Genomic DNA, 18,080 nt, shown 5'->3' on the forward strand with positions numbered 1-18,080 from the left:
CGCAAGCCCGGCGAGCGCACCAGCCGCCGGCTGCACCGCACCCATGACCAGATCGCAGGACTGCGCGCGAAAGCCAAGCGCCGGGCCTTGGACTGCCAGCACCAGACGACCACCGTCATCGCCCGCACATACAGCACCGTCAAGCCCGCTGCCGCGAGGTAAGCAGGAATCTCCCGGCTTCAGCCGGGAGAGCACTTCAAAACGAGAAACGGGACAACACCCACACCTCGGTGCTCGGCGCCACGGTGTACGCGGCCCTCGTCCGCGACGAACTCCTCGCCCTGCATCTGGTGCCGAAGGCTCTGGTGCGGGTGGGATGAGCCCCTGGGGCGTCCCGACCGGAACCGGGGCGCCCCAGGTACCAGCCGACCCAGCCGCCGAACCAGAAAGTGCCATCGATGCCCACCGAGGACCGCATCCTCAGCCCCTACACCGGTTATACCCGCGCCCATTGGGAGGCTGCCGCCGATTCCCTGCTCGCCGCGGTCGCGCCGTACGCCACCGACGACGGAGCCCTCTACCACTTCCCCGGACAGCACACGAGCACGTCCGGCAGGCTCTCCGACGGACTGGAGGGCTACGCCCGTACGCTCCTGCTGGCCGGGTTCCGCCGTGACGAGAAGGTCCTGGAGCGGTACGCGGAGGGCCTCGCCGCCGGAACGGCCGGCGTCTGGCCCCGGGTCGAGGACCGCAGTCAGCCGCTCGTCGAGGCCGCGTCGATCGCGCTCGCGCTGCGGCTCACCCGGCCGTTGCTGTGGGACCGCCTGGACGACGGCGTACGGCAGCGGGCCGCCGAGTGGCTCGGCGACGCGCTGACGGCCGAACCCTGGCCCTGCAACTGGGAGTTGTTCCCGGTGACGGTCGGCGGTTTCCTCCAGGAGATCGGATACGGGCCCGAGGCGTCACGCGCCGCGATCGACCGCGGCCTGGAGCGCATCGAGCAGTGGTACCTCGGCGACGGCTGGTACACCGACGGCCACGGGCGCAAGTTCGACTACTACAACGGCTGGGCCATGCACCTCTACCCGGTGCTGCACGCGTGGCTGGCGGACGACACCCGGCTGCTCGACCTGTACGCCGGCCGACTGGAGGCCCATCTCGCCGACTACGCCCGCCTGTTCGGCGGCGACGGCGCACCGATGCTCCAGGGCCGCTCGCTCACCTACCGCTTCGCGACCACCGCCCCCCTGTGGCTCGGCGCGCTCACCGGTCGCACGCCCCTGTCCCCGGGCGAGACCCGCCGCCTCGCCTCGGGCGCCCTGCGCTACTTCCTCGACCGGGGCGCGGTGGACGGCAACGGCCTGCTCACCCTCGGCTGGCGCGGCCCCGACGAGGCGTTCCTGCAGCACTATTCCGGCCCCGCCTCGCCGTACTGGGCGGCCAAGGCCTTCGTCGGTCTGCTGCTGCCCCCGGACCACGAGGTCTGGACGGCCGGGGAGGAACCGGGCCCGACGGAACGCGCCGACGCCGTCACCCCGGTCGGACCGCCCAACTGGCTTCTCCAGTCGACGAGTTCGGACGGCCTGGTCCGCCTCCACAACCATGGCAGCGAGGACGTCCGCTACGACCCCTACTACACGCGGCTCGCCTACTCGACGGTGACGGAGCCCTCGCCGTCGTACGACAACAGCGTGATCGTCGGTTCGGACGCGAGCCGTACGGGGATCGAGCCGCTCGGCGTCGGGGAGGGCTGGGCGGCGTCACGGCACACCGTGTCGGAGGGCATCGGGGTCGCCGGCCTCGTGGTCGCGCGGGGTGCCGTGGAGGTGCGGGCCCATCTGGTGGCGGGCGCGGCTCCCGGGACGCCGGTACGGGTCACGGGCTGGGCCGTGCGGGACGGCGCGCGCTCGGAAGTCCTCCCCGTGCACGGCCTGTCGGGAACGGGGCACGGTGTCACCGGGGACGACGCCTCCCTCTTCGTCGCCCTCGTCCGCCTGACCGCCGAGCCGGAACCCCTCCCGCTGACGGAGCTGGTGTCCGTGCGGGTGACGGCGGCGGAGGGCGGCGCCCCGGGAGCTTTCGACATGACGGTGAGCTGGTCCGAGGGGGACACGGCGAGCTTCCGGTTCGACGGTTCCGCCGGTTCGGGCGACCGGGAAGGTACGTCCTCGGGGCCGTCGGTGGTGGCCCGGTAGCCGCTCGTGGGAGAGGGGCCCTGAGCGGCGCCGACGCCGTCGGCATTGCCTAGAGTTCGGGGTGAGGCGGAAACGGATCCGCCGGGGGAGGGGGAGCGTGTCATGAGTGGGGCGGACCAGGACCGGACCGGCGGGCGCCCGGTCGATGCGGAGCAGATGATCGCGGAGGCCCGGAAGGCCTTCTTCGTGATGTTCGGATTCCTCGTGATCGTCTGGCTGGTACAGCTGGCCAACTACGCCGACGGCTACGCCCTCTCGCGAGACTACGGGGTGGTGTCCGGCGACTTCGGTACGTTGCCCGGCATCCTCAGTGCGCCCTTCCTGCACTGGAGTTGGGCGCACATCGAGAGCAACTCCGGACCACTGTTCGTCTTCGGATTCCTCGCCGCCTACCGGGGTGTGGTCCGCTTTCTCGGGCTGAGTCTGCTCGTGGCGGTGAGCAGCGGGCTCGTGGTGTGGTTCTTCGAACGAGGCAGCGTGGACACGGTGGGTGCCAGCGGTCTGATCTTCGGCTACTTCGGCTACGTCGTGGTCCGCGGGATCTTCGACCGGCACCTGATCGACACGCTGATCGGCGTCGTCATGGCGGCCTCCTTCGCCTACCTGCTCACCGTCGCCGTGCCCGGGACGCCGGGGGTGAGCTGGCTCGGACACCTCGGAGGGCTGATCGGCGGCCTGGTCGGCGCCTGGCTCTTCCGAGACCGGCGCTCACGGACCCTCCCGGCCGCTCGCTCCGACGCTGGCAAGGGGGGCACCCCTCCCCGCGCCCCAGGAGCAGCCGCCGACAACCCGCGCGCGGACCTGCACAAGGAACTGGGCGATCTGGGGCTGCTCTAGCGGGGCGGCCGCCATCGACGCCCCGCTGGGTCAGGGGGTGCACACCGAAGGCCATGGACCGTGATCGGTCCATGGCCTTCGTGCTGCCGCGTCATGTCGGTCCGGTGGACCACGACGGCGTGCACAGGGGCGCGCAAACGCACCGTGCTCCTCACCTTCACCACTCTGCATCCCTTTCACCACCTGGCTCCGTCCCAAGCTTCTTCAAGCTCCTCCGTCACTCTTCCGGAACCGTAACCGCCCTCGCAACAATGGGCGTTCATGCCGTCGCTGCACGTAGCGGTGGCCGTGTTTGCTCCGCGCAGGGGGAAAGCTGCGGGCAGACGCCATGCAAGAGGGCGACCCGAGGGCCGTCGAGGCAAGAAGCGGCTACGAGCCGCTGGGGGGCAACAAGACCATGTCCGATCACGGGACCGCCGCCACTGAGTTCCGGGTCTCAGCGGTGAGTGACTCAACAGGCCCTGCGCAGAGCAAGGGAAGCCGCCGCCGGGGCAGACCCGACACGGGTGGGCGCCGTGTGCACGGCGCCCACCGGCGACGCCTGGTCTCGCAGGGAGCGGCCACGCTTTTGGAGACAGCCGTCATTCTGCCCGCTCGCAACGAGGAGGCCGGCGTACTGCTGGCACTGGAATCACTGGCCGCGCAAAGCACACCACCGGACCTGATCATCGTCGTGGTCAACAACTCGTCCGACCGGACCGAGGAAATCGCCCGCGAGTTCGCCGAGCGCCCCGGAGTGCCGCGCACCGTCGTCTTCGATCTGCCGGACAACCCGCACAAGAAGGCGGGCGCCCTCAACCACGGCATCAGCTGGCTGCACCGTGCGTCGGGCGGACTCGCCGCGGCGGCGAAGTACCTGCTGGTCATGGACGCGGACACCAGCCTGCACCCGAAGTTCCTGGAACGGGCACGCAACGTCATGGCCTCCGACCGGCGCGTCGGCGGACTCAGCGCCACCTGCCTGGGCCGCACCGGGCTGTGGAAGAACCTCTGGCAGCGCTACCTGCTCGGAATGCAGATCATGGAGTACGGCCGCTACGCACGAGGCCGCTACCGCTTCGGGATCCACAGCATGTCGGGCGCCGGCTCCTTCTACCGCACCGAAGCGCTGTTGAGCATTCTGCGCTGGCGCGGCGAGGTGTTCTGGGAGGACCACGCCAACCTCGTGGAGGACTACGAGACGACGCTCGCGCTGAAGGAAGCGGGCTGGAAGGTGACGGCCAACCAGCACTGCATCGCCTACACCGACCTCATGCCCACCCTGCGCGAGCTGATCGGCCAGCGGGAGCGCTGGGGGCGCGGGACCGTCGACACCCTGCGCCGCCGCGGCTGGACCAAGTACACCTGGTTCTCCATCACCAACATGGTGCTCGGCTTCGCCGGGTTCATCTACACGCTGTGCTGGCTGGCCACTTGGACCGGCGTGATCGCGAGCACGGGCTTCGCCCTGGATCCGGCCTGGCTGTGTCTGGTCGCCTTCTGGATCGTCTACGCCGCCTTCCGCACCCGGCACCTCGGCTGGAAGGGAGTCCTGGTCGACGTACTGATGCTGCCGGGACTCGTGTTCTCCATCGTGCGCGCCTACTGGTTCCTCTCCTCGGTCGTGAAGTCGTACGCCACGCGCGTCTCCGCCTGGAAGTGACCTCGGCCGTCACGCGGCACGAACTCACCGATCCACCCGACCCACTTGACCCCAACCGAACTGCCTGAACCACCAGATCCGATGTGGCCGGAAGGCCACCGAGAGGAAATTGATCGTGAACTACCTCAGCGGTACCGGAGTCGGAATCATCGCCGGGAGCGCGTCCCTCGCGGCCACCGGGGCCTCTTCCACCGCTCACCTGATCATCGCGGCGAGTCTGACCCTGGTCCTGGGCGGATTGACGACCTACGGAGCGGCGGCCCGCCGTCGCCGGCGCGATGCCAGCGCGGCCGGCAACTGAGCAACTCACCCGTGCTACTGGTGGAGGGGCGGACCATCAGCGGTCCGTCCCTCCACCCCACCATCCCGGTCGTGGAGAACGGCGGTGCCGCGCGGCTACCTCGTGAGGGCTGCTCCCGCTGCGACGAGGAGAGCGGCGGTTTCGGAGTGGGGGCCGTTGTTCGCCCAGTCCAAAGGGGACCAGCCCGTGCCGTGATCTTCACGAAGATTCGGATCGGCGCCGTGCGCCAGCAGTTCGCGCACTGTCTCGGTGTGCCCCCAGCATGCGGCCGCGCACAACGCCGTGCCCTCCGCGCCGATGCCGCTGCTTTCGGTGTCAGGGGAGGCTCCGGCCGCCAGGAGCAGGCGGGCGATCTCGGCCCTACCGTTCACGGATGCCTCGTAGAGAGGGGTGGTCCCCTCGCTGTTCCCTCGCTCCGGGTCGGTTCCCGCGCGCAGCAGCGCGGTCACGCGGGCGGTGTCACCCCGCAGAATCGCACTGAAGAGATGCCGGGAGAGCTTCTTTTGCCGCCGCTGGTTCATGGCTGCCGAGGTTAGCGACCGGGTGCGCGGCGAGGCCACTCACGCCGGGGCCACGCCTGGACGGTCGACGGCGGAGATTTAGACGCCCAGGACGGACGAGCCACGGGTCGCACATTGGCCTGGGATCTCGGCGCGGCGTCCTGGGAGACTGCACTCCAGTGCCGCGCTTCGAGGAGATGTCATGCAGGTAGCAGTGGTCACCTTCGACGGGTTCAACGAGCTCGACAGCTTCATCGCCTCCGCCCTGATCAACCGGTGCCGAAAGGACGGCTTGGAGGCCTTCATCACGACACCGACGCCGGTGGTCACGTCCATGAACGGCGTCGAGGTCACCGGGCAGCGCCCGATGGAGTTCGTGACCGAGGCCGATGTCGTGCTGATCGGTAGCGGGGTGAAGGCGCGAGAGGTGGTGGCCGACGACCGGCTGATCTCCCGACTGCCGCTCGACCCCTCGCGACAGCTGATCGGTGCGCAGTGCTCCGGCGCGCTGGTGCTCGCCCGGCTCGGGCTGCTGGATGGCATGCCCGCCTGCACGGACATCAAGAGCCGGCCCTTCGTGGAAGCCCGCAACGTCACCGTGCTGGACGCGCCGTTCCACGCCGAGGGGAACATCGCCACGGCGGGCGGCTGCCTGGCATCGCAGTATCTCGCGACGTGGGTGATCACCCGAATGCTGGGAGAGGACCCCGCGCGGGACGTGATCGGCTATGTGGCTCCGGTCGGCGAGAACCAGGAGACTGTTGAGCGTGCCCTGCGTGCCGTCCACGCGGGCGAGGCCGCACGGCACTGACGGCGCGCGCATCCCCCTTCAGGGCCGACTCGACCTCGGAGACGCCCTGGGCCATGTGAAGGCCGTCGACCGACGAGCGGTCCTACCAGGTCCGCCACTCGTCCGTGAGCTCGTACCGGCCGAGTCCGTGGCGGGCGGTCAGTGCCAGTTCATCGGGGAACAGGTCGCCCAGGCAGGCGCACTCGGGATCCAAGGTGCCTGCGGAAGCTCTTCCGCTTCCTCGACCATGCCCTGACGCCAGCTCGTAGTCGGTTTCTCAGCCGTGGGTGGGACCGTACAGGCGAGGACTGACAATGACCTGGGCCGCAGAAGATGCGCTTGTCGGACCATCTGTCGAATTCAATTCGGCGGAATGGGAAGAGTGGCGGTCATGGATGAACTTGATTCGGCGATCGTGGAGCACCTTCAGCGGGATGCGCGCCAGACCAACCGGGAACTGGCCCGCACGCTCGGTATCGCCCCGTCGACCTGCCTGGAGCGCGTGCGGGCGCTGCGCAATCGCGGCGTGATCACCGGCTATCACGCGGCCGTCGACCTGTGCGCCCTCGACCGCCCTGTCCAGGCCCTGCTGTCCGTCCAGGTGCGGCCGCTGAGCCGCGAGGTCGTCGAGGGCTTCAAGCAGTACGCCACCGGTCTCCCCGAAGTCCTGTCGGTCTTCGTGGTCGCGGGCAGTGAGGACTTCCTCGTCCATGTCGCCGTCCCGGACGTCGACCGACTGCACTCCTTCCTGCTGGACCGCTTCGGCGGGAGACCCGAGATCGTCAACTACCGCAGCTCGGTGATCTATCAGCATCTGAGCAACCCGGTGACCAGCCCGCTCGGACCCGCCGGCCCGCGGTGAGAGGCGCGGGTCAGGCCTGGTCCGCGTCCTCGGCGCGGGGCCAGTTCTCCAGGGCCACGTGCAGTGCGTCCAGCGCGTGCCTCCACGACGTCTCCACGGAGCGCGGGGCGCCGAATCCGCCGATCGCCTCAAGGTTGCAGTAGCCGTGGAAGGTGCTGCGCAACAGGCGTACGGCGTCGGTCAGATCGGGCTCGGACAGCCCGTAGGCGCGGAGCATGCCGTACGTGACCTCGGCGGTGCGGCTGTAGGTCGTCGTCCCGGCGACGAGGGACGGGTCGAGCTGTGTGTGGGTGGCCCGGTAGCGACCGGGCCGATCCAGCGCGTACGACCGATAGGCGTCGGCGAAGGCGACGAGCGCGTCCTTGCCGGCGCGTCCGGCGACGGCTCCGGCGATCCGGTCGATCATCTCCCCGGACGCGAGCAGCGCGATGCGCTCGCGCAGCTCCCGCACGTTCTTCACATGCGCGTACATGCTCGCGTCCTTGACCCCGAACTGCCGGGCCAGGGCCGCCACGGTGACGTTCTCGAAGCCGATCTCGTCCGCGAGATCGGCCGCGGCCAGCACGACCCGCTCGGTCGTGAGCCCGGCACGAGCCATGAGGACCACCTTTTCGCCACAGAATATTTCCTAGGGAACCCAGGCAGAACCCTAGTCCCGGCGGACCCTCAACTCCATGGAAGTCCTGACGCAACGGACATCCGGAATGCCAACAGGCCTTTAGGTAAGGGCAGTTGACCGATCCAGGTCGCCCCGCGAACACGAGGGCGCCGCCCGCCGTTCATGCTCCGCGTCGAATGTCCTCATGACGCGCCCGCAGGGGCGGGGCGGGACTCAGGAGGCGGTCATGGGGCACACGCACGGACACGGGCACGGGCATCACCATCACCACGAGCACGGCCATGAGGACACGGGCGCCCCGCTGCCCGCCGCCTTCGACACCTCCGTGCCCGACGAGGCACTCACCCCCGAGCAGCAGTCGCGCCGCTCCCTGCTGCGCCGCGCGGGACTGCTCGGCGCGGGCCTTGCCGCCGGCAGCGTCCTCGCCGGGGCCGCCACTCCCGCGTACGCCTCCACGGGCGGCCGGCGGAGAGACGGCTTCCTGTGGCTGGCCGGTGACCACCACATCCACACCCAGTACAGCAGCGACGGCAAGTACCGCGTCCGCGACCAGGTCCGGCAGGGTGCCGCGCACGGCCTGGACTGGATGGTCATCACCGACCACGGCAGCGTGACGCACGCCAAGATCGGTGTGGACAAGGTCAACCCGGACATCCGGGAGGCCCGGGACGCCTACGAGGACACGCTCGTCTTCCAGGGACTGGAGTGGAACATCCCGGCCGCCGAACACGGCACCGTGTTCGTCCACCCGGGCCGCAACGAGGTCGCGGTCCTCAAGCAGTTCGAGACCGACTACGACGGCAGCGTCAAGAACGCCTCCGACTCGACGCCCGCCAATGAGGCGCTCGCCATCGCGGGCCTCAACTTCCTTTCCGAGCAGGTCCAGCGGCGCCGCGTCAAGGACATCCTGATGCTGGCCAACCACCCCGCCCGCAAGGGCCTCGACTCCCCGCACGAGATCCGCGCCTGGCGCGACGCGACCCCCGCGTCCCATCAGATCGCCGTCGGCTTCGAGGGCGCGCCGGGTCACCAGGGCGGCGGCATCGAGAAGACGTACGGCATGGGTGTCGCGCGCGGTCTGTACGACAACAGCCCGAGCGCCAACTCCTTCGCCGGTTACGCGCTGGAGAGCTACCGGACCTGGGGCGGCTTCGACTGGATGACCGCCACCGTCGGCGGCCTGTGGGACAGCCTCCTCGCCGAGGGCAAGCCCTGGTGGATCACCGCCAACTCCGACTCCCACCAGGTCTACACGGACACCGCCGTACGCGGCGGACCGGACAGCGACTTCGACGCCAACGGCCGGCACACCGACCCGGTCTACGGCGGCAAGATCGACCTCACGCAGGGTGACTACTGGCCCGGCCAGTACAGCCGTACGCACGTCGGCTCCGACGGGTTCTCGTACGGCGCCGTGATGGACGGCATCCGCGCCGGCCGGGTGTGGGTCGACCACGGACAGCTCCTCAGCGGTCTCGACGCCCGGGTCTCGGGTGGCGGACGCTGGGCGACCCTCGGCGGCGCGCTGCACGTACGCAAGGGCACCCGGGTCACGCTCACCGTCGACCTGGGACTGGCCGGCGGGCCCAACTGGGCCGGCTTCGTTCCGAAGTTGGCGCGCGTCGACGTCATCCAGGGCGATGTGACGGGCGCGGCCGCGGACCGGGACACGCTCACCGCTCCGACCGCGCGGGTCGCCAAGTCCTACGAGGTGAACAAGTCGGCCGGTACGGTCCGCCTCACCTACGACCTCGGCGCCGTCGACCGCCCCGTGTACGTCCGTCTGCGCGGCACCGACGGCAACCGTTCCGCCGTCGGCCTGATGGGCGCGGCGGTCGACCCGGCGGGTCCGGCCGTGGACGTCCTCGGCGACGCCGACCCGTGGAAGGACCTGTGGTTCTACTCCAACCCGGTGTGGGTCCTCCCGTCGTGAACGAGTGGTACGTCGTCGGAGTCGACACCGGTCAAACGGGAGCCCTGCGGGAGGCCGACCACCTGCTGCGTGCGCTCGCTGTCGAACTCGGCCTGACGGAACACGTGTTGGGCTGCACGCATCACGTACGGGACGGACGGCGGCCGCACATGGCGCTGTCCTTCGCCGTGCCGTCGGAGCGTGCGGCCCGCGCGATCTGGCACCGGCTCACGGAGAACGGGTCCGGCGGGGGCGGCATCGGCGCCGTCCTCGGTGCCGGTGCCGGTGCCAGTGCCGGTGAAGACGAGGGCGACGGTGAGGGTGAAGGCAGCGGGGTGGGGGCCGGCCCCGGGGCACTCCTGGGTGTCGCCTTCGGCGGTGAGCTGCACGGACCCGCCGACCTCGCGGCCGGAGCCGCGCACGCCGCCGCCGAGCACACGGCGCGCACGGCCGGCCGCGCCGTCCTGTACCCGGGGGCCGACGCCGTCACCGGCGTCCTGACCGTGGCACGACTGCTGGAAGTCTCCGCGGTGGAACAGGTCGCCGTAATCGGCGCTCCCGACGGTGCGGATCCGGAGGGAAAGTTGGTCACCCGCGACCACGTACGTCCGGAGTGGCGCGACGGCCACCTGGTCCTCACGGTGATGCCGGCCGCGGGCGGCACCCTGGTTCCCTTCGAGGTGCCGGACCCGACACCCTGCTGCGCCGACCACTGAGCCCGTCGGGCGCGACGCAGGAAACGAGCGCGGCCGGACGGCTGAGGAGCCGACCGGCCGCGCTAGGTAGGTGGGTGGTCAGTCCCGGATCTCCGAGAAGACGAACGAGAACTCCGCCGGCGCGGCCCTCAGTTGGTACTGGGGAAGCGCGCCGGGACCGCACGACTGCGAACCGATGCCCTGCTGGCCGTGGTCGAGGTTCACCCAGACCGTGTCACCGGGGCGCAGATCCGGCAGATGGTCCGCGGCGTCCAGTTGCTCGGTCGTCCAGCGGCGCGCGGTGAACCAGAAGGCCGGGTCGCCCTCGATCCGCAGGCCGCCGATCTCGGCCCAGCGGACGTCGGGCCGGGCGCCGTTCTCCTGCGGACGCACGTACGGCGTCTGCATCGCGTCCACCGCCGACTCCCAACGGCCGATCATGCAGGCCGACTTGGTGTCCGGGTATCCCTCGCCGGGACCGCCGCCGAACCAGGTCACCCGGTCCCCGGAACCCCGGAGCCCGAGCCGGACGCCGAGCCGGGGCAACGGCAGCCTCCACTGGCCCTCCGGCGCCACGGACACGGTCAGCCGCAGCCGCGTACCGTCGGAGGTCCACCGGTACACCGTGCGCAGGCCGACTTCCCGGGCCGCGGGTGCCACCCGGGTGCGTACGGTCAGGGCGTCGTCGCCCGGCTCCACCCCGTCCAGACGGTGCCGCATCCGGTGCAGGCCCAGCGTGCGCCAGAGCGGGTCGAAGCGGGCGTCCGGCTGCCAGTGCGCGCCGTTGTCGTTGTCGGTCGGAGCGCGCCACACGTCGAGGCGCGGGCCGGTGACCTCGACCCCGCCGACGGTCAGCAGCGCACCGGTGCGGGCGTCGAAGGTGCCCGGCCCGAGGGTGATCACCCGCTCGCTCCGCACCGGACCGCCGGACGGCGTGAGGCGCGGCAACGCCGCTTCAGTGACAGGTAGTTGGGTCCATGCGACGACATGGCCGCGCGGCCCCCACGCCGTCTCCTCGGCGAGCACCGCCCGGACCGTCCACTGCGTCTCGGCGCCCCGGGGATCCGCGGGCGGCGTCGGCAGTTTGATGTCGGCCGACTCGCCCGGTGCCAGCGCGGGCACCGGGAGCGGACCCGACTCGACCGTCTCGCCGTCGACTTGGTACGACCACTCGAAGGCCAGGGCGGAAAGGTCCGCGAAGTCGTACCCGTTGGTGACGCGCACGGTACCGTCCGAGCCCGAGATCGGTTCCCGGTCCCGTTCGGACGGGAGGAACGAGCCCCCGCCGTCGATGCGTACGGGCTCGATCACCTTCTTGTACTCGACGAGCCCGGGGGACGGCGTCCGGTCCGGGAAGAGAAGTCCGTCGCAGACGAAGTTCCCGTCGTGCAGTTCCTCGCCGAAGTCCCCGCCGTACGCGAACCCGTACCGCTCGTCCTTGATGCCGTGGTCGATCCACTCCCAGATGAAGCCGCCCTGGACGCGGTCGTACGAGGCGAAGAGGCGCTGGTAGTCCGCCAGCCCGCCGGGGCCGTTGCCCATGGCGTGTCCGTATTCGCAGAGGATGAAGGGAAGTTGACGTCGCCTCAGGCCGCCGCCGTCCAGGCGTCGGCCGATCCGTTCGACCTCGGCATGGTCGGCGTACATGCGCGAATAGACGTCCGTGTCACGGCAGTCGAGGTCGCCCTCGTAGTGGATGAGCCGTGAGCCGTCGCGCCCCCGGATCCAATCGGCCATGGCGGTGAGTCCGCGCCCGGTACCGGCCTCGTTGCCGAGGGACCAGACGACGACGGACGGATGGTTCTTGTCGCGTTCGACCATGCGCGCGGCCCGGTCGAGCAGCGCGGGTGTCCAGCGGAGGTCGTCGACGGGGTTGTCGCGCCAGGCCTGCTCGGTGAAACCGTGGGTCTCCAGGTCGCACTCGTCGATGACCCACAGGCCGTACTCGTCGCACAGGTCGAGGAAGGCGGGGTGCGGCGGGTAGTGCGAGGTGCGTACGGCGTTGATGTTGTGCCGCTTCATCAGCAGCACGTCCGCCAGCATGGTCTCAGGATCGAGGGCTCGGCCCTTCTCCGGATGCCATTCGTGCCGGTTGACGCCCTTGAAGAGGACCGCCCTGCCGTTGACCTTGATCAGACCGTCCTCGATCGCGACGGTGCGGAACCCGATGCGCAGCGGGACGCGCTCGCCCTCGGTGACCAGTTCGCCGTCGTACAGCCGGGGTGTCTCCGCGGTCCACGGCAGCACGGGCACCGTGACCGGCGCGCCGGTGACGACATCGATGTCCAGGGCGGGCACGAGGACCCGCCCGTCGACGTCGGAGTCGACGCGCAGGGTCCCCAGGCCTTGGTGATGGTCGTACGAGGCGTGCACGAAGAAGTCGAGCGCGCTGCCCGCCGGGCGGTGCAGCAGGGTCACGTCACGGAAGATGCCCGGCAGCCACCACTGGTCCTGGTCCTCCAGGTAGGAGCCCGCCGACCACTGGTGCACCCGGACCGCGAGCACGTTGCCGCCCGGCTTCAGCAGATGGCCCACGGCGAACTCGTGCGGCAGCCGCGAGCCCTTGAACTCGCCGAGGTCCGTGCCGTTCAGCCAGACCCGGGCGCAGGACTCGACCCCGTCGAAGCGCAGGACCGTGCCGCCGTCGGCCGGCCAGTCCGGAGGCAGGTCGAAGCGGCGCAGGTGGTCACCGGTCGGGTTCTCGGTCGGCACGCGCGGCGGGTCGACCGGGAACGGGTAGAGGTGGTTGGTGTAGATCGGTGAACCATGACCTTGCAGCACCCAGTGGCCGGGGACCTGCACCTCGGCCCAGCCCCCGGGCTCGTACCCCTCGGCCGCGAAGGAGTCGTCCTCGGTGTCGGCGGTGGGCGAGAGCCGGAAACTCCAACTGCCGTTCAGTGACAAGGACCTGGCGTCCGAGGCCGCGTACCAGGCGCGTGGTGGAAGGGTGCCGCTGCCGGGGGAGACGTCCTCGACGTAGTCGGTGGTGGCGGGAGAGGCCGGTAGTCCGGGAGAGGTGCGGAAAGACATGCGTCTCCTAGTTCAGCCCTTGATGCCGGTCTGCGCGATTCCCTGGACCAGCCAGCGCTGGAGGAAGAGGAACACGAACACCAGGGGCAGGATGGAAATGGCCGTGGCCATGAAGATCAGATGGAAGTTGACGGTCTGGTTCGTCATGTACGAGGACAGGGCGACCTGGACCGTCCAGGCGTCGGGGTTCTGGCCGATGACCAGCGGCCACAGGAAGGCGTTCCAGCCGCTGATGAACGTGATGGTCGCGATCGCGGCGAAGAAGTTCAGTGAGTTGGGCACGACGATGCGCCAGTACGCGCCCCAGTAGCCGAGCCCGTCCATGCGCGCCGCCTCCTCCAGCTCCTTCGGGAACCCCAAGAAGTACTGCCGGAAGAGGAAGCACGTGAAACCGCTGAAAAGCCCCGGAATGATCAGACCGCGAAGACTGTCCACCCAGCCGAGCGACGAGACGAGCACGAAGCTCGGCACGAAGGTCACGGCGGAGGGGACCATCAGGGTGACCAGCACCCCGTAGAAGACCTTGTTGGCGTGCCTGTACGGGATGCGCGCGAGGCCGTAGCCGGCGAGGGAGCAGACCAGCAGGGTGCCGAGGGTGTGCAGGACCCCGACGACGGCGGAGTTCCACAGGGAGCGTGCGAAGGGGACGGTGGGATCGTCGAACAGCTCGGTGATGTTGCCCCACTTGAGGTCGGTGGGGAAGAACTGCCAGTTCTCGCCGGTGATTTCGGCGTCGGTCGACAGGGCGTTGCGCACGAGCAGATAGAAGGGGACGAGGAACAGCAGACCGGCGACGCCGGTGGCGACGTACAGGCCGGTGCTGCCGAAGACTCCGCCCGGGTTCCGGCGGCGCTTTTGCGGCGCGGTGGCCTGGGGCTTCCGGCCTGGCATGACGGCGGTCACTCGGCTTCCTCCCCGCGTCCGAATCCCATGAACTTGCCCTGGAGCAGCGTCACCATGCAGATCAGCAGGGTGAGGATGACCGCGCCCGCGCTGCCCGCGCCGTAGTCCTGGGCCTGGCCCAGCGCCGTGTAGTACAGCTCGACGAGCGGGGGGCGGCCCCAGGTGGTCTTCGAGAGCAGGTTGAAGAACTCGTCGAAGGCCTGGTAGGCCGCCACGAGGAGCAGCAGGATCACGGCCGTCGAGGTGGCGCGCAACTGCGGCAGGGTGATGTGGCGGAAGGTCTGCCAGCCCGGCCTGGCACCGTCGATCGCGGCAGCCTCGTACAGCTCCGGCGGGATGTTCTGCAGGGCGGCCAGGAAGAGGATCATGTAGAAGCCGGCCTGGAGCCAGAGCCGGGCGCTCACGATGACCAGCCAGTACCAGGGCGGGTCGGGGTTGGCCAGCCAGGCGATGTTCTCGACCCCGAACCAGCCGAGGACGGTGTTCATCAGTCCGAAGCGGACCCCGCTGAAGATGGACATCTTCCAGATCAGCGAGGCGGCGACGTAGCTGCACGCGGTCGGCAGGAAGAACACCGACCGGAAGAACGCCCGCATGAACCGCAGACGGTTCACCAGCAGAGCGAGGCCGAGCGAGAGCGCCCAGGTGAGCGGCACGATGAACGCGGCGAACACGGTGAACGTCACCAGTGACCCGGTGAAGTTGCTGTTCTCCAGCATCTGCCGGTAGTTGTCGAAGCCGACGAACTTGTCGGGGGTGACCGTGAAGCGTGCCTCGAAGAAGCTCAGCCACAGGCTCCAGCCGATCGGCACGTACACGAAGACCAGCAGGCCGATGAGGAAGGGACCGGTGAAGAGCCAGAAGTTGAAGGTGCTGCCGCCCCGCAGCCCCCGCCGCGGCCGGGCCGCCTGGGCCTTGGCCGGGGCGGGGTGCGAGACACCGCGTGAGGTGGTGGTCGACATGTCGCAGCCCGTCCGTCGGTCTATCCGAAGAGCTTCTTGAGCTCGCGATTGACGGTCTGGTCGGCCTTGTCGAGCGCGGCCTCCGGGTCCCCGTTCTTGCGGACACAGTTGGCGAAGACGTCCTCAAGGGCGGTGATCATGGACTGGGTCCAGCCGATGTTGTCGAAGTGCCCGTAGTCACCGAAGAGTTTGACGCCCTCGGCGGGCAGGCCCGCCTTGAGCTTGGTGGCGGACGCGGCGAGCGAGGAGCGCGGCGGGATGTGGAACCCGTACGACAGCGACCAGTCCTCCTGGTACTTCTTCTGATCGATCCAGAGCCACTTCACGTACTCCTTGGCCAGGTCGACGTTCTTGCCCTTGGCGTTGACGAACATCGACCAGCCGCCGTTGTACACGGAGGGCTTGCCGGAGTCGGTGACCTTCGGGAAGGCGAAGACCCCGATGTCGTCGCCGAGTGCCTGCTGCATCTGCGGCATCGCCCACATCCCGCAGAACTGGATGGCGCACAGGCCCTGGTTGATCGCCGAGGGGTCCCAGTAGTCGGCCGGGGCGTCGAGGAGCAGATGGCCGCTGGTGAAGAGCCCCCGCATCTTCTTCAGACCCTCCTTGACCCCCTCGGTGTGGTAGGCGATCTGGTTCTTGGCGTCGAGGGTGTCGGCGCCCGCCGACCAGATCAGCGGGTTGATGACGGCGTGCAGGTCGTTGCCGATGAACAGGCCCTTGACCTTGCCGGTCGTCAACTTCGCCGCGGCCTCGATGAGTTCGTCGAGGGTGGTCGGCACCTTGACACCGGCCTTCTCCAGCAGGGAGGGCCGGTAGAAGAAGAACTGCGGGTCGTCGATCATCCGGACGCCGTATATCTTCCCGTCGACCGTGTGCGAGGCGATGTCGGCCGGGTTGAAGTCGTCCTTGACCGGATCGATGATGCTGCTCAGGTCCGCCACCTGGCCGCTCTTGACGAGCTGGATCTGCGGGTGGAACTCGAACAGATCGGGCGCGTTCTTGGTGAGCAGCGAGGCGAACAGCTTGCTCTCGAAGTCGCTGCCGGTGATCCACTGCGTGGTCACCTGGGCCTTGTCGTAGGCCTTCGCGTACTTCTTGATGGCCTGCTCGGTGCCCGCCTCCCCGTAGGCGTGGAAGTACTGGACCAACTCCTTGCCCGAACTTCCGCCCCCGGAACGCCCGTTGTTGCTGCCGCAAGCGGCCAGCGGCCCGAGGGCGGCGAGGCCGGCGGCGGCCCGCAGTACGGATCGACGGTCCCAGTTGCTGCTCAATGCCGACATGGTGACGTCCTTGTCTTGGATGCGGTCTGAGTGCGGCTGCGGCTCGAATTCGCGGTGCGGTGCGGGACGTTAACCTTCTGCTAAGGCTTCGGCAAGGGGTTGGACGAAGTCGGTGCGAAGCGTTGTAGGGGGTTCGGGATACCGGACATGCGGGGTCGCGGTCCCTCGGCGCGGCGGACCCGCGTCGGCTCAACTCACCTCGACGCGGACCTGCTTGGAGCAGGCCGCGTCGATGGCGTCGGTGCTGTCGTCACGCCGGAGGCGCGGTGCGGCTCCTCGTGGGGGTGGACCGCTTGGCCGGCCGCTGGCCGACCGACTGCAGTGCCCCTTCGAGGGCGAACGTGGCTGCGCCGAGGCAGACCGGGTCGGTCGGAATGGGCGAGAGGACGATCTCGGTGGCGGCGAGCGGACGCCGCAACGCGTGCCGGGCGACGGCCTCGCGCACCTCGCGCAGCAGCGGTTCCCCGAGTGTGGCCGCGACCCAGCTGCTCAGCACGACCACTTCCGGGTTGAGCAGGTTCACCAGGTCGGAGATCCCCGCGCCGAGGTAACGGGCGGTGTCGCGGACGACCTTGAGCGCCACCGGGTCCCGCGCGGCGACGCCCGCCGCGAGGGCGTCGATCGTGGCGGTCTGGTCCTCCGGGTGCAGCAGGGCGCTCCCGGGGCTCAACTCCCGCAGATTCAGCATGATTCCGGGTGCCCCGACGTACGTCTCCACACAGCCGTGGTTGCCGCAGTGGCACAGCCGGCCGTCCAGCACGAGGGTGGTGTGGCCCCACTCGCCGGCGCTGTTGCTGACGCCGCGGTGCAGTCCACCGCCGAGCACGAGACCGGCGCCCACGCCCGTACCCAGATTGACCACCACGGCGTCACCGCGTCCGCGGGCCGCGCCGAACCACAACTCGGCGACGGCACAGGCCCGTAGCGGGTTGTCGAGGTGCAGGGGGTAGGCGATCTGCTCCGCGAGCAGATCGAGCAACGGCACGTCGTGCCAGTCCCAGTTGGGCGCGTACTCCGCGATCCCGGTGTCGCGGTCGACCTGTCCGGGGACGCTGACGCCCACGCCCAGGACCCGGGCGCCTTCCACCCCGGCCTGCGCGACCACCGAGCCGACGGCGGCCGCGACGTGCCCGACGACCTGCTCCGGGCGGCTCTCACCGGGGCGCATGTCCTCGTCGGCGCGGGCGAGCACGTTCAGGGCCAGGTCGAACAGCTCGACACGGACGTACGTCTCCGCGATGTCGACGCCGATGAGGGCGCCCCCCGCCGCGTTGACCGCCACCAGCCCCCGCGGCCGGCCGCCCGCGGAGTCCTCGAACCCGACCTCGGTCAGCATCCTGAGGTCGAGCAGCTCGCCGACCAGCGTGGCGACCGTGGCCAGGCTGAGCCCGGTCGCCGCCGCCAACTCCTGCCGTGAGGTTGGGGATTCGGCGATGATCTGGCGCAGCACCTCGTAACGGTTCGCGGTGCGGATGTCTCGTGATGTACCGCGCTTCATGGTACTCCCCTCGCTTCCGCGCACCGGGGTACCGGGCACGTCGGCCGACCAGACCTTCGGGCCGGGATCCGGGGTGTCCCGGGGCGGCACGGCACCGGGCGCCTCCCTCGG

Annotated in this window: 15 protein-coding genes and 1 pseudogene; 9 read left to right on the plus strand and 7 right to left on the minus strand. The window is 69.7% G+C overall.

Annotated features, from left to right (window positions below; all coding sequences use genetic code 11):
- Positions 1–194: 194 nt before the first annotated feature.
- The 5 genes and pseudogenes from ACZ4N5_RS05915 to ACZ4N5_RS05935 form a co-directional block, all read left to right on the plus strand.
- Positions 195–320: pseudogene (locus ACZ4N5_RS05915) on the plus strand (carbohydrate esterase); the annotation flags it as partial.
- A 78-nt stretch (positions 321–398) separates the two neighbouring features.
- Positions 399–2,135, plus strand: coding sequence for a DUF2264 domain-containing protein (locus ACZ4N5_RS05920; protein WP_467755893.1), 1,737 nt, complete (start codon positions 399–401; stop codon positions 2,133–2,135).
- A gap of 102 nt (positions 2,136–2,237) precedes the next feature.
- Positions 2,238–2,972 carry a rhomboid family intramembrane serine protease gene (locus tag ACZ4N5_RS05925; protein ID WP_467755894.1) on the plus strand — a complete coding sequence of 245 codons (735 nt, stop codon included), beginning with the start codon at positions 2,238–2,240 and terminating at the stop codon, positions 2,970–2,972.
- A 568-nt stretch (positions 2,973–3,540) separates the two neighbouring features.
- The gene (locus ACZ4N5_RS05930; protein ID WP_467755895.1) at positions 3,541–4,614 is read left to right on the plus strand and encodes a glycosyltransferase family 2 protein; all 1,074 of its coding nucleotides are present in this window, start codon (positions 3,541–3,543) and stop codon (positions 4,612–4,614) included.
- A 115-nt stretch (positions 4,615–4,729) separates the two neighbouring features.
- A complete protein-coding gene (locus tag ACZ4N5_RS05935; RefSeq protein ID WP_467755896.1) occupies positions 4,730–4,915 on the plus strand; it encodes a hypothetical protein in 186 nt (61 codons plus the stop codon).
- Between the two features lie 95 nt (positions 4,916–5,010).
- On the opposite strand, the gene ACZ4N5_RS05940 is transcribed toward ACZ4N5_RS05935, so the two are convergent.
- The gene (locus ACZ4N5_RS05940; protein WP_467755897.1) at positions 5,011–5,436 is read right to left on the minus strand and encodes an ankyrin repeat domain-containing protein; all 426 of its coding nucleotides are present in this window, start codon (positions 5,434–5,436) and stop codon (positions 5,011–5,013) included.
- Positions 5,437–5,617: 181 nt separating this feature from the next.
- Between ACZ4N5_RS05940 and ACZ4N5_RS05945 the strand changes: the two genes are divergently transcribed.
- Positions 5,618–6,226 (plus strand): DJ-1/PfpI family protein, encoded by a 609-nt coding sequence (locus ACZ4N5_RS05945; RefSeq protein WP_467755898.1) that lies wholly within the window; start codon positions 5,618–5,620, stop codon positions 6,224–6,226.
- Between the two features lie 370 nt (positions 6,227–6,596).
- Positions 6,597–7,067 carry an Lrp/AsnC family transcriptional regulator gene (locus tag ACZ4N5_RS05950; protein WP_467755899.1) on the plus strand — a complete coding sequence of 157 codons (471 nt, stop codon included), beginning with the start codon at positions 6,597–6,599 and terminating at the stop codon, positions 7,065–7,067.
- Between the two features lie 10 nt (positions 7,068–7,077).
- Here the strand turns inward: ACZ4N5_RS05950 and ACZ4N5_RS05955 are convergent, their stop codons facing one another.
- On the minus strand, positions 7,078–7,665 hold the full coding sequence (locus ACZ4N5_RS05955) for a TetR/AcrR family transcriptional regulator (protein WP_467755900.1): 588 nt from the start codon (positions 7,663–7,665) through the stop codon (positions 7,078–7,080).
- Positions 7,666–7,912: 247 nt separating this feature from the next.
- Here ACZ4N5_RS05955 and ACZ4N5_RS05960 point away from each other — a divergent pair, with 247 nt between their 5' ends.
- Together ACZ4N5_RS05960 and ACZ4N5_RS05965 are read left to right on the plus strand one after the other, a co-directional pair.
- A complete protein-coding gene (locus ACZ4N5_RS05960; RefSeq protein ID WP_467755901.1) occupies positions 7,913–9,619 on the plus strand; it encodes a PHP domain-containing protein in 1,707 nt (568 codons plus the stop codon).
- On the plus strand, positions 9,616–10,314 hold the full coding sequence (locus ACZ4N5_RS05965; protein WP_467755902.1) for a hypothetical protein: 699 nt from the start codon (positions 9,616–9,618) through the stop codon (positions 10,312–10,314). Before ACZ4N5_RS05960 ends, ACZ4N5_RS05965 begins: the two co-directional genes overlap by 4 nt.
- Before the next feature lie 78 nt (positions 10,315–10,392).
- Here the strand turns inward: ACZ4N5_RS05965 and ACZ4N5_RS05970 are convergent, their stop codons facing one another.
- The 5 genes from ACZ4N5_RS05970 to ACZ4N5_RS05990 form a co-directional block, all read right to left on the minus strand.
- The gene (locus tag ACZ4N5_RS05970) at positions 10,393–13,323 is read right to left on the minus strand and encodes a glycoside hydrolase family 2 TIM barrel-domain containing protein (protein WP_467755903.1); all 2,931 of its coding nucleotides are present in this window, start codon (positions 13,321–13,323) and stop codon (positions 10,393–10,395) included.
- 12 nt (positions 13,324–13,335) lie between these two features.
- A complete protein-coding gene (locus ACZ4N5_RS05975; protein ID WP_467756290.1) occupies positions 13,336–14,214 on the minus strand; it encodes a carbohydrate ABC transporter permease in 879 nt (292 codons plus the stop codon).
- Between the two features lie 8 nt (positions 14,215–14,222).
- On the minus strand, positions 14,223–15,188 hold the full coding sequence (locus ACZ4N5_RS05980) for a carbohydrate ABC transporter permease (protein WP_467755904.1): 966 nt from the start codon (positions 15,186–15,188) through the stop codon (positions 14,223–14,225).
- Between the two features lie 20 nt (positions 15,189–15,208).
- Positions 15,209–16,471, minus strand: a complete 1,263-nt coding sequence (locus ACZ4N5_RS05985) for an ABC transporter substrate-binding protein (RefSeq protein ID WP_467755905.1) — start codon at positions 16,469–16,471, stop codon at positions 15,209–15,211.
- Between the two features lie 250 nt (positions 16,472–16,721).
- Entirely contained in the window at positions 16,722–17,969 is a 1,248-nt protein-coding gene (locus ACZ4N5_RS05990; RefSeq protein WP_467755906.1) for an ROK family transcriptional regulator, read from the minus strand.
- Positions 17,970–18,080: the final 111 nt, after the last annotated feature.

The organism is Streptomyces sp. NPDC026500 (assembly GCF_055567635.1).